Genomic DNA, 15447 nt, shown 5'->3' on the forward strand with positions numbered 1-15447 from the left:
GGTGTGACGACGTCCCGATCGACCTCCTCCCGGGCCACCCCGCGCGGCGCGGGCCGGGCCGCGCGCGAGCCCCGCCCGGCCTACGAGTGCGACGCCTGCGGTCACCAGCCCCCGAAGTGGGTGGGGCGCTGCCCCGAGTGCGGCGAGTGGGGCTCGGTGGTCGAGTGCACGGTGACCGGCCCGACGGTCTCCGGGCGGGTGGTCAGCTCCCGGATGCCGGCCGAGCCGGCCCGCCCGATCGCCACCATCAGCGCCGCCCCGGCGCGGGCCCGGCCCACCGGCGTCAGCGAGCTCGACCGGGTGCTCGGCGGCGGGTTGGTGCCCGGCGCGGTGGTGCTGCTGGCCGGCGAGCCGGGGGTCGGCAAGTCCACGCTGCTGCTCGACGTGGCCCAGCAGTGGGCGGCCAACGCCGGCAGCCCGTCGCTGGTGGTCAGCGGGGAGGAGTCGGTCAGCCAGGTGCGGCTGCGCGCCGAGCGGATGGGCGCCCTGCACGACCAGCTCTGGCTGGCCGCCGAGAGCGACCTGGGCGCCGTCCTCGGCCACCTCGACGCGGTCAAGCCGGGGCTGCTGGTGCTCGACTCGGTGCAGACCATCTCCATGGTCGGCACGGAGGGGGTGCCCGGCGGGGTGACCCAGGTGCGGGCGGTCACCGCCGCACTGGTGGCGGTGGCCAAGGAGCGCGGCATCGCCACGGTGCTGGTGGGGCACGTGACGAAGGACGGCCAGGTGGCCGGCCCCCGGGTGCTGGAGCACCTGGTCGACGTGGTGCTGCACTTCGAGGGCGACAAGCACTCCTCGCTGCGGATGGTGCGCGGCGTGAAGAACCGGTTCGGGGCCGCCGACGAGGTCGGCTGCTTCGAGATGCACGAGGGGGGCATCAGCAGCCTCGCCGACCCGTCCGGCCTGTTCCTCACCCGCTACTCCGAGCCGGTGCCCGGCACCTGCGTGACGGTGGCGATGGAGGGGCGGCGCGCCCTGGTCACCGAGGTCCAGGCGCTGATCGGGGCGACGGTCGCCGGCTCGCCCCGGCGTACGGTCTCGGGGCTGGACGGCGCGCGGCTCGCGATGGTGCTGGCGGTCCTCCAGCGGCGCACCGAGCGGCTGACCCTGCACGACCGGGAGGTCTTCGCGGCCACCGTCGGCGGCATCCGGGTGGTGGAGCCGGCGGCGGACCTGGCCGTCGCCCTCGCGGTGGCGTCCGGCGGCCTCAACCTGGCCCTCGACCCGCACCTCGTCGCGATCGGCGAGGTGGGGCTGACCGGCGAGGTGCGGCGGGTCGGCGCGGTGCCGCGTCGGCTGGCCGAGGCGGCCCGACTGGGCTTCCGGGTGGCCCTGGTCCCGCCCGGGTGCGGCCCCGCGAAAGCGGGCGCCGGCCCGGAGAACATGCGGGTGATGGAGGTCACGGATTTGCGTACGGCCCTGCAGTGTGCCGCCCGCGCTTCGGTGGAGTGACCGATGGTGGTCGTCGAGCGGGATCGCCCATACCATACCGGACAAGGCCGGCGGACCCGCCCGGCCCGATCATCGGGTCGCATCGTGACACATCACAGTAACCGCGACAGCACCCACCGCACGGCAGTCCGTAGACTGTGCCCGTGCCGATCGACCGCGATGCCAGCAGAACCGCAGGCGCGACACCCCATGCCCGCACCGGCGCCGTGGGCTCGCCCGCCCGTCCGATCAGCGTCAGCGTGACCGGGAGCATCGGCGGCGCGGGCGGCGACCCGCTGCGGGCCAACCTCGCGCTGATGGCGCCGGGCACGGCGCTCCGCGACGGCCTGGAGCGGATCCTGCGCGGGCGGACGGGGGCGCTGATCGTCCTCGGCTACGACAAGGTCGTCGAGCAGATCTGCACCGGCGGCTTCCCGCTCGACGTCGAGTTCTCCGCGACCCGCGTGCGCGAGCTGTGCAAGATGGACGGCGCGGTCGTGCTGTCCAGCGACGGCACCCGGATCGTCCGGGCGGCCGTGCACCTGATGCCGGACCCGTCCATCCCCACCGAGGAGTCCGGCACCCGGCACCGCACCGCCGAGCGGGTGGCCCGGCAGACGGGCTACCCCGTCATCTCGGTCAGCCAGTCCATGCGGATCATCAGCCTCTACGTCAACGGCCAGCGGCACGTGCTGGACGACTCTGCGGCCATCCTGTCCCGGGCCAACCAGGCCCTGGCGACCCTGGAGCGCTACAAGCTGCGCCTGGACGAGGTCTCCGGCACCCTTTCCGCACTGGAGATCGAGGACCTGGTCACCGTCCGGGACGCGGTCGCGGTGGTGCAGCGGCTGGAGATGGTCCGCCGGATCGCCGACGAGATCGCCGGGTACGTGGTGGAGCTGGGCACCGACGGCCGGCTGCTCGCCCTTCAGCTCGACGAGCTGATGGCCGGCGTCGACGCCGACCGCACCCTGGTCATCCGGGACTACCTGCCCAGCGGCCGCAAGCCGCGCACGCTGGACGAGGCGCTGGTGGAGCTGGACCTGCTCGGCGCCACCGAGCTGATCGACCTGGTGTCGGTCGCCAAGGCGATCGGCTACCCGTCGGCCTCCGACGCGCTGGACGCGGCCGTCAGCCCGCGCGGCTTCCGGCTGCTGGCCAAGGTGCCCCGGCTGCCGGTGGCGATCGTCGACCGGCTGGTGGTGCACTTCGGCAGCCTCCAGCGGCTGCTCGGCGCCACGGTGGAGGATCTGCAGGCGGTGGAGGGGGTCGGCGACGCCCGCGCCCGCGGCGTCCGGGAGGGGTTGTCCCGGCTCGCCGAGGCGTCCATCCTGGAGCGTTACGTCTGACCGGCCGGGCGGGCCACGGGGCCCCGCCGGTCAGTTCGTGATGGTGAGCTTGACCGGCTCGCTCAGCTTGGTGTCGACCCGCCCGAAGACCTGGTACGTCCCGGCCGGCACGAAGTCACCGCTGGCGACCCCGTTCGCGCACTTGCTGCTGTACTTTCCGTTCCAGTCCACCTGGTACGACCGCTCGAAGCTGGGCGTGAACGACTGCACATCGGAGCCCTTGGCGTTGCCGCAGGTATCGGAGGACCACACCTTCTCCGCGCCCGACTTGATGTACAGCTCCTGCATGTCCGCGCCGACGTCCCGGCTGCACGTGCGGTCCGACCTGTTCTTGATCTTCAGTTGCAGGCCGACCACGGTGCCCCGCTGGGCCCTCGCGGGCAGCGGCACCGGGGTCACGGAGATCTCCACGTCGGTACACGTGCTGCCGTCCGCCGCGGGGACGGCCGGCGCGGCGTTCTCGCCCGGCCCGGACGACGGCTCGCCGGAGCCGTCCGCGCCGCCGGCGGGCGGCGCGCCGGTCTGCGGAGCCAGCACCGAGGCGCTCGGGTCCGGCGACGCGGACTGGCCGGCGTCGGGCGTCACCGCGGTGGTCGGTGTCGTCTGGGCCTGCGGCGTGGTGCCGCCGTTGCCCGTCCTGCTGCACGAGTAGAGCAGGACAATCAGGAAGAGAAGCCCCGCTCCGAGCACGACGACGCGACGCCGCCAGTACACGGCGGGGGGCAGGGGGCCGACGGTCAGACGCATGATGCCCCCACCGTAGCGGCGCGACGCGCGCTCGTCCGGCGCGACGCGCCGAGCCGCCCTCCGCTCACCCCCGCAACCCTCCACTCACGACACACGCGGCCCGCGGCCCGGTGGGCGGCGACGTCCCGGCCACGGGCCCGGCCGACGGACCTGCGGACGGTGCGGGCGTGACGGCCGACCCGGTGCAGCACCGCCGCCAGGGTCTCCGCCGCACCGCCCGCTTTCCGGCCGGCGGACGGCGCGGCGGCGTCACAGGTAGACCTTGCGCTGGTAGATCGCGTGCGCGCCGGCCACCCGGTCCAGGAAGAGCAGCCCGGCGCAGTGGTCGATCTCGTGCTGCAACGCCCGCGCCTCGAACCCGTCCGTGACCAGCCGCACCGGCGCCCCCGTGCCCGGCAGCGCCCCCTCGACCACCAGCCGGCTGGCCCGCTTGACGTCCCCGGTGAGGTCGGGCACGGACATGCACCCCTCCCTGCCCGCCTTCCACCGGCTCGCCTCCACGACCCGCGCGTTGCACAGCACGAAGGTCCCGTGCACGGTGACCGCCTTCGGGTGGCCGGTGACGTCCACGGCGAACACCTGGGCACCGACCCCCACCTGGGGGGCGGCGAGGCCCACGCAGCCCGGCGAGACCCGCATCGTGGCGACCAGGTCGGCGGCGAGCTGAACCACCTCGGCGGAGGTGGGGTCCACCTCCGGCCCGGGGCGGCTGAGCACCGGGTCGGGCGCGGCGACCACCGGGCGCACCTCGCCGGGCACGCCGAGCGCGTCGGGGGCCCAGCCGCCGAGGCCCGTGTACTCGCCTGTCACAGCAGGTCCGGGTCGGCCGGGCGGAGGCTGACGCCGACGCCCAACTCCGCCGCCGTACGCGTCAACCTGCCGGCCACCTCGTCGCTGCTCCCCGGCGGCAGCTCGACCTCGGCGACCACCACGTACAGGGAGCCGGTGAGCCGGGTGCTCAGGTCGGTGACGTTGCCGCCGGCGTCGGCCAGCACGCGGGTCATCGCCGCGACGATGCCCATTCGGTCCGCGCCGTGTACCGCGAGCACGTACGGCTCGCCGGTCAGCGGGGTCGCGCCGTCGGGGGTGACCGCCCGTACGGTGGCCAGGAGTTGGCCGTCGGCGGCGAGCGGGGCCAGGGCGGCCTCGACCTCGGCGGTGGCCGGGCCCACGCAGATGAGGGTCATCGCGAAGTGGCCCCGCAGCCGGGTCATGGTCGAGTCGGTGAGGTTCGCGCCGAGCCGGGCGAGCACCTCGGCGACGTCGGCGACGATGCCCGGCCGGTCCCGGCCGATGACGGTGATCGCGAGCTCGTTCATCCGGGCATTCTGCCCGATCCGGCCCGCGACCCGGCGTCGCCCCGCCCGGCCCGCCCAACCTGCGGGAACCTCGACCGTGACATGATCGGCGACGCCATGTCTGAGCCCACCTTCGCGGCCCTCGTCAGCCGCTGGTACGAGAAGAACGCCCGCGACCTGCCGTGGCGCGAGCCCGGCGTCGGCGCGTGGGCGATCCTGGTCAGCGAGGTCATGCTCCAGCAGACGCCGGTGGCACGGGTGCTCCCGGCCTGGACCGCGTGGCTGGAGCGGTGGCCGACGCCCGCCGCGCTGGCCGCGGACACGCCGGCCGAGGCGATTCGGATGTGGGGGCGGCTGGGCTATCCCCGCCGGGCGGTGCGGCTACGCGAGTGCGCCGTGGCGATCGTGGAGCGACACGGCGGGGAGGTTCCGGACCGGCTGGACCAACTGCTGGCGCTGCCGGGGGTGGGCACCTACACGGCCCGGGCGGTGGCCGCGTTCGCGTACGGGCAGCGGCACCCGGTGGTCGACACCAACGTGCGGCGGGTGGTCTGCCGGGCGATCGCCGGCGAGCCGGACGCCGGTCCGGCCACCCGCCCGGCCGACCTGGTGGCCTGCGAGGAACTGCTGCCGGAGGAGCCTGCCGAGGCGGCCCTGGCGAGCGCCGCGTTCATGGAACTCGGGGCGGTGGTCTGCACCGCCCGGTCACCGCGCTGCGCGGTGTGCCCCGTGGAGGCGGTCTGCGCGTGGCGGGCGTCCGGCCAGGAGGCGCCGGCCGGCCCGACGCGACGCCCGCAGCGGTACGCGGGCACCGACCGCCAGGTACGCGGGCTGCTGCTGGCCGTGCTGCGGGAGGCCACCGGCCCGGTGCCGCACCAGCGGCTCGACCAGGTGTGGGCCGACGACGTGCAACGGTCCCGGGCCCTGGCCGGGCTGGTGCAGGACGGCTTGGTCGAGGCGGCCGGCGCCTCGTCGTTCCGCCTGACCGGCGACGGCCCGCCCGCACCGACATTCCCCGCGATCTTGCACTTTCGGCCCTCGGTATAGGGTGGTTTGCCGGATTTGCCGGGGCCGCAAGTGCAAGTCACCCGGTCTTTTCGGGACGCCTCGCAGGCGTGAAAATGGTGGACAGGTCGCCCGCCGACGCCGATCGATCTTGGTCTAGTTGAGGCCGTCTGCAAGTCTGGCGCCGGGGCCCGGACTCTTGTGGGTCACGCACTGTTGCTTCGAGCACGCCGGTCAGATTTTCGGTTCCCGACCGAGGCCCCCGGGCGACCTACCCACTGGTCGATCACGGTGAGGAGGGACGCGGGCGGATGCGCGGGTTACCCGAAGAGATCCCGGACGCTGACAGCGAGAAGGTCTGGGAGCGGGTGTGTGCGGTCGATGTGGCCAAGGAGTCGGGGATGGTGTGTACCCGGCTACCCGCCGCGGGTGGGCGGCGGGTGAGCCGGGTGTGGCAGGTGACGGCGACCACGAACGCGGTCAGTGACCTTGCCGCCGATCTGGTGGCGGCGGGGGTGGAGAAGGTCACCGTGGAAAGCACGTCGGACTACTGGCGGATCTGGTTCTACCTGTTCGAGGCAGCCGGGTTGGACGTGCAGTTGGTCAACGCCCGTGACGTCAAGAACGTGCCCGGGCGGCCGAAGACCGACAAGCTGGACGCGGTGTGGTTGGCCAAGCTCACCGAGAAGGGCCTGTTGCGGCCCTCGTTCGTGCCTGCGGCTCCGGTGCGGGTGTTGCGTGACTACACCCGGATGCGGGTGGATCTGGTCCGGGACCGGACCCGCTACTGGTCGAGGTTGGAGAAACTGCTTGAAGACGCCCTGATCAAGGTGTCGTCGGTGGCCTCCACCCTGCGGACGGTGTCGACGCGGGACATGGTTGAGGCGTTGATCGCCGGTCAACGTGATCCGGCGACCCTCGCCTCGCTGGCCCACGGAGCGCTGCGCCGCAAACGCAACGCCCTCATCGAGGCACTCACCGGCCGCTTCGACGACCATCACGGCGAGTTGGCCCGGATCCTGCTCGACCAGATCGACCGCCTCGACACCGAGATCGCGAAACTCACCACACGGATCGGGCAGATACTCGACGACATCGACCCACCGTCCCAGCCGGGCGGCGGCGACGGCGACACCCCGGCGCCAGACGCCCGGCGGCGCCTGGCCGAGATCCCGGGCATCAGCACCGAGTCCGCGCAACTGATCATCGCCGAGATCGGTCTGGACATGACACGGTTCCCCACCGCGGCGCACCTGGTGTCCTGGGCGAAGCTGTGTCCGCGCACCATCCAGTCCGGTACCAGCCTCACCGCGGGCAAGACAGGCAAAGGCAATCCGTACCTCAAAGGCGCCCTCGGTATGGCCGCAGCCACCGTCGCCCGCGGCAAGGGAACGTTCCTGTCCGAACGCTACCGGCGTCTGGTCACACGTCGAGGCAAAGGCAAGGCCAAGGTCGCCGTCGCCCGCTCCATCCTCGTGATCATCTGGCACCTGCTCAACGACCCAACCGCCCGTTACCACGATCTCGGCGCCGACTTCCACGAACGCCGTATCAACACCACCCGGAAGATCAACAGCCTGGTCCGGCAACTCGAAGCCCTCGGCCACACCGTCACCCTGCAACCGACAACCTGACCCCACACCCCCACCCCGCCCGGGCTGGCCATCAACACCGGGCCAGCCCACCGCGCCCAAAACCCGTCGTGGTACAGGTCATTTACCGGTCAGATCGCGGAGGGTTGGCGGGCATGGGAGGCGGCAAGGCGACGGCCCCGGTGGCTCTCGCCAGCCGGGGCCGTCGCCCTGTCGTTCGTCTTTACTCGTCGGCTCCTGTGGTGGCGGCGCCGCCGAGGTCGGCGGGGACGGCGTCCGGTACGTCGACCGGTTTGTCGGCTCCGCGGAAGACGAGTGTGGACTTGTCGGTGTTGTTGGGGTCGCCTTCGCAGTCGACGACGACGATCTGTCCGGGGGTCAGTTCGTTGAACAGGATCCGTTCGGACAGGTTGTCCTCGATGTCACGCTGGATCGTGCGGCGCAGCGGCCGGGCGCCGAGGACGGGGTCGAAGCCCTTCGTGGCGAGATACTTCTTCGCGTTGTCGGTCAGCTCGAGGCCCATGTCCTTGTTCCGCAGCTGGGTCTCGATCCGGGCGATCATGATGTCGACGATCGACAGGATCTCGGTCTGACGCAGCTGGTGGAACACGATCGTGTCATCGATACGGTTCAGGAACTCCGGCCGGAAGTGCTGCTTGAGCTCGTCGTTGACCTTCTGCTTCATCCGGTCGTAGTTCGACTCCTGGTCCTCCGACGCCTGGAAGCCCAACGACACGGCCTTGGCCACATCCCGGGTGCCCAGGTTCGTGGTCAGGATGATCACCGTGTTCTTGAAGTCCACGATCCGTCCCTGACCGTCGGTGAGCCGACCGTCCTCCAGGATCTGCAGCAGCGTGTTGAACACATCCGGGTGGGCCTTCTCGATCTCGTCGAACAGCACCACCGAGAACGGACGCCGGCGCACCTTCTCCGTCAGCTGCCCACCCTCGTCGTAGCCGACGTACCCGGGAGGCGCACCCACCAGGCGGGACACCGTGTACCGGTCGTGGAACTCCGACATGTCCAACTGGATCAACGCGTCCTCCGAGCCGAACAGGAACTCGGCGAGCGCCTTGGACAACTCGGTCTTACCCACACCCGACGGGCCGGCGAAGATGAACGACCCCGACGGCCGCTTCGGGTCCTTCAACCCGGCACGCGTACGACGGATCGCCTTCGACACGGCCTTGACCGCGTCCTCCTGACCGATGACCCGCTTGTGCAGCTCGTCTTCCATCCGCAGCAGCCGAGAGGTCTCCTCCTCGGTCAGCTTGTACACCGGGATACCGGTCCAGTTACCCAGCACCTCGGCGATCTGCTCGTCGTCAACCTCACTGACGACGTCCAGGTCGCCGGCCTTCCACTCCTTCTCCCGCTGCGCCTTCTGACCCAGCAACTGCTTCTCCTTGTCCCGCAACTGGGCGGCACGCTCGAAGTCCTGCGCGTCGATCGCGGACTCCTTGTCCCGACGCACCTGCGCGATCCGCTCGTCGAAGTCCCGCAGGTCCGGCGGAGCGGTCATCCGGCGGATCCGCATCCGCGCACCCGCCTCGTCGATCAGGTCGATCGCCTTGTCCGGCAGGAACCGATCCGAGATGTACCGGTCGGCCAGCGTGGCGGCGGCCACCAGCGCGGCGTCGGTGATCGACACCCGGTGGTGCGCCTCGTACCGGTCCCGCAAACCCTTCAAAATCTCGATCGTGTGGGCCAACGACGGCTCACCCACCTGGATCGGCTGGAACCGCCGCTCCAACGCCGCGTCCTTCTCCAGGTGCTTGCGGTACTCATCCAGGGTCGTCGCGCCGATGGTCTGCAACTCGCCGCGGGCCAGCATCGGCTTCAGGATGCTCGCCGCGTCGATCGCACCCTCCGCGGCACCCGCACCCACCAGGGTGTGGATCTCGTCGATGAACAGGATGATGTCGCCGCGGGTGCGGATCTCCTTGAGGACCTTCTTCAGGCGCTCCTCGAAGTCACCGCGGTAGCGGGAACCGGCCACGAGGGCACCCAGGTCGAGGGTGTAGAGCTGCTTGTCCTTCAGCGTCTCGGGCACCTCACCCTTGATGATCTTCTGGGACAGGCCCTCCACTACGGCGGTCTTACCGACGCCGGGCTCGCCGATCAGCACGGGGTTGTTCTTCGTGCGGCGGGACAGCACCTGCATGACCCGCTCGATCTCCTTCTCCCGCCCGATCACCGGGTCGAGCTTGCCCTCCCGGGCAGCCTGGGTCAGGTTCCGACCGAACTGGTCCAGCACCAGGCTGGTCGACGGGGCGGCCTCACCCGTCGCGGTACCCGCCGCCGCCGGCTCCTTACCCTGATAGCCGGAGAGCAACTGGATCACCTGCTGCCGCACCCGGTTCAGGTCCGCACCGAGCTTCACGAGAACCTGCGCGGCGACGCCCTCACCCTCACGGATCAGACCGAGCAGGATGTGCTCCGTGCCGATGTAGTTGTGCCCCAGCTGCAACGCCTCACGCAGCGACAGCTCCAACACCTTCTTCGCCCGCGGCGTGAACGGAATATGCCCGCTCGGCGCCTGCTGGCCCTGGCCGATGATCTCCTCGACCTGCTGACGCACACCCTCCAACGAGATGCCGAGGCTCTCCAGGGCCTTGGCCGCCACGCCCTCACCCTCATGGATCAGGCCCAACAGGATGTGCTCCGTACCGATGTAGTTGTGGTTGAGCATCCGGGCCTCTTCCTGGGCCAGGACGACAACCCGTCGCGCTCGGTCGGTGAACCGCTCGAACATGCCCTCGTGCTCCTCACGTGCCGTGCGCCTTGATGGGTCAGATCTCGGCGGGGCCGGTGCGCGGACGTCCGGGATGGGCGTCCGTGCCTCCTTACTCTATCGTCGCGGACCGACTCCGCTGAGGTCGTGTGTCCTCGGCGGAAGGCGGGTACGCGTCGTTACAGACAACCGTCCGCGCTCAGGAGGTGTTCCGGTACCTCCTGCTGTACGCGCAGAGCGAAATTCGGGATCGCCGGTGAGCCGGCCCGCTGGGGGCCCGGGACTCCTCCGCCACGGCCGGGCCCTCGCCGGGCCGGGCGGACCGCAATCCACAGGCTGTGGACAGAATCTCCACCGGCTGTGGACAACGCCGACGACGGCCGGGTTCTTCCCGCCCGGGCCGCTCGGTATGGGCGGCCGAGCCCTCGTCCTGACCGGCGGGGCCGATGGCGGCCCGGAGGCCGATAACCGACACACAGGCCGATGCCGCCTGCTGGACAGGGGTCAGCCGGCGGCTGCTGGCGGCACACAGGCCGATGCCGGCACGGAGGACCCCGGACACGGCGACGCCGGCCCGGAGATGTGCTCCGGGCCGGCGTCCGTGTCGCCCGTGTCGGGTCTGTCCCCGGGATCGCCCTACGCGCTCAGGCGGCGGGCGGAAACCCAGGCCGACGGCCGTCGGGTCAGCGACCGGCCTTCGAGTGGTACTCGTCGACGATCTCCTGGGGGATCCGGCCCCGGTCGGAAATCTCCCGGCCTTCCTTCTTGGCCCACTCACGGATCGCCTTGTTCTGCTCGCGGTCGGCGGTGGCACCACCCCGGCCGCGCGCGGCCCGGCCACCCACCACCACGCCGCCCCGGCCCACCTTGGCGCCGGCGCCGACGTACGGCGCGAAAACCTCGCGCAATTTCTCGGCGTTGGCGCTGGAGAGGTCGATCTCGTACTGAACACCGTCGAGCGCGAACTTGACGGTCTCGTCAGCGTCCCCGCCGTCCAGGTCATCGACCAGCTTGTGAATGATTTGCTTGGCCACGTCCCACATTCCTTTCGAGCAGGGTGTACCTGCACCAATCTGAGAGCACAATAACCCGCCCGATGCTTGTCACGTCAATAGGACGCGGTATCCGCCCGCCCGTGGGGGCCGGGTGGCTACTCCGGCCGGACCAACGGGAAGAGGATGGTTTCCCGAATTCCGAGCCCCGTGAGGGCCATCAACAGGCGGTCGATTCCCATTCCCATGCCCCCGGACGGCGGCATTCCGTACTCGATGGCCCGGAGAAAGTCCTCGTCCAGCCGCATCGCCTCGTCGTCGCCGCGGGCGGCGAGCTGCGCCTGGGCGACCAGCCGTTCGCGCTGCACGACCGGGTCGACCAGCTCCGAGTACGCCGTGCCCAGCTCGAACCCGAGCACGTAGAGGTCCCACTTTTCGGCCAGCCCCGGCTCGCTGCGGTGGCCGCGGGTCAGCGGGCTCGTCTCCTCCGGGTAGTCCCGGACGAACGTGGGCTCCTGCAGCCCCGGCACGACCAGTTCCTCGAACAACTCCTCGGCCAGCTTGCCCGGCCCCCACTTGGGGTCCACGGCCAGCCCGACCTTGTCGGCGTACTCGACGAGGCGGGCGCGCTCCGTGCGGACGGTGACCTCCTCGCCGAGCGCCTCGGAAAGGACACCGAACAGTGTGACCGACCGCCACTCCCCGCCCAGATCGAACTCCCGGCCATCCGCGTGCGTCACCACCGTCGATCCGCCGACGGCGATGGCGGCCTGCTGCACGAGATTACGGGTGAGCACCGCCATGGTGTCGTAGTCCGCGTACGCCTGGTACGCCTCCAGCATCGCGAACTCCGGCGAGTGCGAAGAGTCGACCCCCTCATTACGGAAGTTGCGGTTGATCTCGAAGACCCGGTCGACACCGCCGACGACGGCGCGCTTGAGAAACAGTTCCGGCGCGATTCGCAGATACAGATCGGTGTCCAACGCATTGCTGTGGGTCACGAATGGCCGGGCCGCCGCGCCGCCGTGCAGCAGCTGGAGCATCGGGGTTTCCACCTCGATGAAGCCCTCCCCGTGCATCGTGTCGCGCAGGGAGCGCACGGCCGCGGCGCGGGTGCGTACCATCTGCCGCGCCTGGGGCCGGACGACGAGGTCGACGTACCGCTGCCGGACGCGTGCCTCCTCGCTGAGCGGCTTGTGCGCCACGGGCAGCGGGCGCAGCGCCTTCGCCGTCACCGTCCACTCGTCGGCCAGCACCGACAGCTCGCCCCGGCGGCTGGTGATCACCTCGCCGGTCACCCCGACGTGGTCGCCGAGGTCGACCAGGCGCTTCCAGTCCTCCAGGCGCGTCGCGCCCACCCGGTCCAGCGAGAGCATCGCCTGCAGTTCGGTGCCGTCGCCGTCCCGCAGCGTGGCGAAGCAGAGCTTGCCGGTGTTGCGTACGAAGATGACCCGGCCGGTGACCGCGACCCGGTCGCCGGTGGCCGTGTCCGTGGGCAGCTCGGCGTACTTCTCGCGGACCTGCGCCAGGGTGCTGGTCCGGGGGTATCCGACGGGGTACGGCTCCACGCCCTCGGCGAGCATCCGGTCCCGCTTCTCCCGGCGGACCTTCATCTGCTCGGGAAGGTCGTCGGCGGGGTCGACTGGCACCACGTTCTGCTCGGTCACGGCACGCTTCCTCAGCTAAGGATTTCGGCGGGGTCAGCCCCCGAGCGTACTCAAGCCACCCGCGGGCCGTTACGCGATAACCTGCCCGGCATGACCCACCCCACTCAGGCGCTCTCGTTCGGCGCGGCGGCCGCCGACTACGACCGCTTCCGCCCGCGGTATCCGGAGGCGGCGGTACGGTGGGCGCTCGACGGGCTCGACGCGCCCGTCCGCGTGGTCGACCTCGGCGCCGGCACCGGCATCCTGTCCCGTGCCCTGCTCGCCCTCGGCCACGAGGTGGTGCCGGTCGAGCCAGACCCGGGGATGCGCGCCCAGCTCGCCGCCGCGACGCCCGGCGTGACCGCGCTCGCGGGCAGCGCCGAGTCGGTGCCCCTCCCCGACGGCGCCGCCGACGCCGTGCTGGTCGGCCAGGCGTACCACTGGTTCGACCGGGAGCCGACGCACCGCGAGATCGCCCGGGTGCTCCGGCCCGGCGGGGTGTTCGCCCCGATCTGGAACACCCGGGACGAGCGGGTCGCCTGGGTGGCCGAGCTGAGTCGCATCGCCCACCTCGACGACAACGCGGGCGACGTGACCGAGAGGTACGGCGAGTTCGGCCCGGCCTTCGAGGCGGCGGAGCTGGGCGAGTTCGGCCACGCGACCGTGCTGACCCCGGACGAGGTGGTCGGGATGCTGCACACCCGCTCGTACTGGCTGACCGCGTCCCGCCAGGAGCAGGACCGGATCGACCGGGAGCTGTGGGATCTCTTCGCCACCCAGCCCGACGTGGCCGGGCGGGCGACGGTCGAGCTGCCGTACCGGACGGTGGTGTTCCGCGCCCGGCGCCGGTGACCCGGAAGGGCCCGTCACACGTTGCGCTCGTACACCATGCGGAGCCCGATCAGGGTGATCATCGGCTCGTGGTGGGTGATGGTGGAGCACTCGCCGATGACCAGCGAGGCCAGCCCGCCGGTCGCGATCACCGCCTTCACCCCGCCCAGTTCCTCGGTCATCCGCTCGACGATCCGGTCGACCTGCCCGGCGAAGCCGAAGTACAGGCCGGACTGGAGGCACTCGACGGTGTTCTTGCCGATCACCGAGCGCGGTTTGGCCGCCTCCACCTTGCGCAGCTGGGCGGCGCGCGCCGCGAGGGCGTCGAAGGAGATCTCGATGCCCGGGGCGAACGCCCCGCCGAGGAACTCGCCCCGACCGCTGATCACGTCGAAGTTCGTGGTGGTGCCGAAGTCGACGACGATCGACGGGCCGCCGAACAGGGTGTACGCGGCCAGGGTGTTCACCACCCGGTCGGCGCCCACCTCCTTCGGGTTGTCGATCGCGAGCTGCACGCCCGTACGCACCCCCGGCTCGACGACCACGCTCGGCAGGTCGGCGTAGTAGCGGGCCAGCATCGTACGCAGCGAGCGCAGCGCGGCCGGCACGGTCGAGCAGGCGGCCACCCCGGTGATCTCCACGGCGTCACCGGCGAGCAGCCCCCGGAACATCAGGCCCAGCTCGTCCGCCGTGGAGCGGGCGTCGGTCTTGATCCGCCAGGAGTGCACCAGCTTGTCGCCGTCGAAGGTCGCCAGCACGGTGTTGGTGTTTCCGATGTCGATGCAGAGCAGCACGCCCGCAGCCTAGACGCCGGCCGCCCCTCATTCCGTCCGCAGGTCCAGTGCGATGTCCAGGATCGGCGATGAGTGGGTCAGCGCCCCCACCGACAGGTAGTCCACGCCCGTCGCCGCGTACGCCGCGGCCACGTCCAGGGTGAGCCCGCCGGTCGCCTCCAGCTCGGCCCGCTCCCCCACCGCGGCGACCACCGTCTTCAGCGTGGCCGGGGACATGTTGTCCAGCAGCAGGAAGTCCGCGCCGGCCTCGACCGCCTCCACCGCCTCGGCCAGCGTGTCCACCTCCACCTGCACCGGCACGTCGGGGAACGTCTCCCGGACCCGGCGGTAGGCCGCCGCCACGCCCCCGGCGGCGAACTTGTGGTTGTCCTTGATCATGGCGACGTCGTGCAGACCCATCCGCTTGTTGGTGCCGCCGCCGGCCCGGACCGCGTACTTCTCCAGCGCCCGCAGCCCCGGGGTGGTCTTGCGGGTGTCCAGCACCATCGCCTTGGTGCCGGCCAGCGCGTCCGCCCAGGCCCGGGTGTGGGTGGCCACCCCGGACATCCGGCAGAGCAGGTTGAGCGCGGTCCGCTCGGCGGTGAGCAGCAGCCGGGTCGGCCCGGTGACCGTGGCGAGCACGTCGCCGCGGGCCACCCGCTGGCCGTCGCGGGCCACCAGCGACACCTCGACCGCGGCGCCGGGTGCCGCGTCGACCGGGCCGGCCGCCGGCTGCGGCCCGCCCGTCGTCACGTCGGTCGCGCCCGCCTCGGCGCCGCCGGAGCCGGCCGGGAAGCCGGTCACCTCGCCGACCAGCTCGAACACCGCCGCGGCGACGGCCAGCCCGGCCACCACCCCGTCGACGCGGGCCACCAGGTCGGCCGTGTCGGTCTGGGCGGCCGGGATCGTGGCGACGCTGGTGACGTCGAGGAAGTCCGGGCCAAGGTCCTCCGCCAACGCCGCGACGATCACCCCGCGCACCTGTGCCGGGTCCAGCCCGCCGGCCCGCAACGCCTGCTCCGTCGACTCCCTCATGGATGACTCCTCAT

General features: G+C 71.5%; 13 protein-coding genes. 5 read left to right on the plus strand and 8 right to left on the minus strand.

Annotation, left to right across the window (positions count from 1 at the left end; all coding sequences use genetic code 11):
- Nucleotides 1–3: 3 nt before the first annotated feature.
- Entirely contained in the window at nucleotides 4–1452 is a 1449-nt protein-coding gene (radA, locus tag JD77_RS09390; RefSeq protein ID WP_145773931.1) for a DNA repair protein RadA, read from the plus strand.
- 143 nt (nucleotides 1453–1595) lie between these two features.
- Nucleotides 1596–2780, plus strand: a complete 1185-nt coding sequence (gene disA, locus JD77_RS09395; RefSeq protein ID WP_145773932.1) for a DNA integrity scanning diadenylate cyclase DisA — start codon at nucleotides 1596–1598, stop codon at nucleotides 2778–2780.
- A gap of 30 nt (nucleotides 2781–2810) precedes the next feature.
- On the opposite strand, the gene JD77_RS09400 is transcribed toward disA, so the two are convergent.
- The 3 genes from JD77_RS09400 to JD77_RS09410 form a co-directional block, all read right to left on the minus strand.
- Complete coding sequence (locus tag JD77_RS09400; RefSeq protein ID WP_145773933.1) at nucleotides 2811–3527, minus strand: hypothetical protein; 717 nt, start codon at nucleotides 3525–3527, stop codon at nucleotides 2811–2813.
- Between the two features lie 249 nt (nucleotides 3528–3776).
- Complete coding sequence (locus JD77_RS09405; RefSeq protein ID WP_145773934.1) at nucleotides 3777–4337, minus strand: peptide deformylase; 561 nt, start codon at nucleotides 4335–4337, stop codon at nucleotides 3777–3779.
- Nucleotides 4334–4846, minus strand: coding sequence for a glycine cleavage system transcriptional repressor (locus JD77_RS09410; RefSeq protein WP_145773935.1), 513 nt, complete (start codon nucleotides 4844–4846; stop codon nucleotides 4334–4336). Before JD77_RS09410 ends, JD77_RS09405 begins: the two co-directional genes overlap by 4 nt.
- 96 nt (nucleotides 4847–4942) lie before the next feature.
- Here JD77_RS09410 and JD77_RS09415 point away from each other — a divergent pair, with 96 nt between their 5' ends.
- Both JD77_RS09415 and JD77_RS09420 read left to right on the plus strand, forming a co-directional pair.
- Entirely contained in the window at nucleotides 4943–5872 is a 930-nt protein-coding gene (locus JD77_RS09415; RefSeq protein ID WP_145773936.1) for an HhH-GPD family protein, read from the plus strand.
- A 269-nt stretch (nucleotides 5873–6141) separates the two neighbouring features.
- On the plus strand, nucleotides 6142–7464 hold the full coding sequence (locus JD77_RS09420) for an IS110 family RNA-guided transposase (protein WP_145773015.1): 1323 nt from the start codon (nucleotides 6142–6144) through the stop codon (nucleotides 7462–7464).
- A 181-nt stretch (nucleotides 7465–7645) separates the two neighbouring features.
- Here the strand turns inward: JD77_RS09420 and JD77_RS09425 are convergent, their stop codons facing one another.
- From JD77_RS09425 to lysS, 3 genes are all read right to left on the minus strand, one after another.
- Nucleotides 7646–10177, minus strand: a complete 2532-nt coding sequence (locus JD77_RS09425; protein ID WP_145773937.1) for an ATP-dependent Clp protease ATP-binding subunit — start codon at nucleotides 10175–10177, stop codon at nucleotides 7646–7648.
- A 662-nt stretch (nucleotides 10178–10839) separates the two neighbouring features.
- On the minus strand, nucleotides 10840–11190 hold the full coding sequence (locus JD77_RS09430; protein WP_170286399.1) for a histone-like nucleoid-structuring protein Lsr2: 351 nt from the start codon (nucleotides 11188–11190) through the stop codon (nucleotides 10840–10842).
- Nucleotides 11191–11306: 116 nt separating this feature from the next.
- Nucleotides 11307–12815 carry a lysine--tRNA ligase gene (gene lysS / locus JD77_RS09435; RefSeq protein ID WP_145773939.1) on the minus strand — a complete coding sequence of 503 codons (1509 nt, stop codon included), beginning with the start codon at nucleotides 12813–12815 and terminating at the stop codon, nucleotides 11307–11309.
- A gap of 90 nt (nucleotides 12816–12905) precedes the next feature.
- Here lysS and JD77_RS09440 point away from each other — a divergent pair, with 90 nt between their 5' ends.
- Complete coding sequence (locus JD77_RS09440) at nucleotides 12906–13646, plus strand: class I SAM-dependent methyltransferase (RefSeq protein WP_145773940.1); 741 nt, start codon at nucleotides 12906–12908, stop codon at nucleotides 13644–13646.
- A gap of 14 nt (nucleotides 13647–13660) precedes the next feature.
- Here the strand turns inward: JD77_RS09440 and JD77_RS09445 are convergent, their stop codons facing one another.
- Both JD77_RS09445 and nadC read right to left on the minus strand, forming a co-directional pair.
- The gene (locus tag JD77_RS09445) at nucleotides 13661–14419 is read right to left on the minus strand and encodes a type III pantothenate kinase (protein ID WP_145773941.1); all 759 of its coding nucleotides are present in this window, start codon (nucleotides 14417–14419) and stop codon (nucleotides 13661–13663) included.
- 27 nt (nucleotides 14420–14446) lie between these two features.
- Complete coding sequence (gene nadC / locus JD77_RS09450; RefSeq protein ID WP_145773942.1) at nucleotides 14447–15433, minus strand: carboxylating nicotinate-nucleotide diphosphorylase; 987 nt, start codon at nucleotides 15431–15433, stop codon at nucleotides 14447–14449.
- Nucleotides 15434–15447 lie beyond the last annotated feature (14 nt).

The organism is Micromonospora olivasterospora (genome assembly GCF_007830265.1).
Taxonomy (GTDB): domain Bacteria; phylum Actinomycetota; class Actinomycetes; order Mycobacteriales; family Micromonosporaceae; genus Micromonospora; species Micromonospora olivasterospora.

Bases quoted from the DNA above. Each gene is read 5' to 3' on its own strand.
- JD77_RS09415 (WP_145773936.1), top strand. From the start codon at position 4,943: ATGTCTGAGCCCACCTTCGCGGCCCTCGTCAGCCGCTGGTACGAGAAG.
- JD77_RS09410 (WP_145773935.1), bottom strand. From the start codon at position 4,846: ATGAACGAGCTCGCGATCACCGTCATCGGCCGGGACCGGCCGGGCATC.
- JD77_RS09420 (WP_145773015.1), top strand. From the start codon at position 6,142: ATGCGCGGGTTACCCGAAGAGATCCCGGACGCTGACAGCGAGAAGGTC.
- nadC (WP_145773942.1), bottom strand. From the start codon at position 15,433: ATGAGGGAGTCGACGGAGCAGGCGTTGCGGGCCGGCGGGCTGGACCCG.
- JD77_RS09440 (WP_145773940.1), top strand. From the start codon at position 12,906: ATGACCCACCCCACTCAGGCGCTCTCGTTCGGCGCGGCGGCCGCCGAC.
- JD77_RS09400 (WP_145773933.1), bottom strand. From the start codon at position 3,527: ATGCGTCTGACCGTCGGCCCCCTGCCCCCCGCCGTGTACTGGCGGCGT.
- JD77_RS09425 (WP_145773937.1), bottom strand. From the start codon at position 10,177: ATGTTCGAGCGGTTCACCGACCGAGCGCGACGGGTTGTCGTCCTGGCC.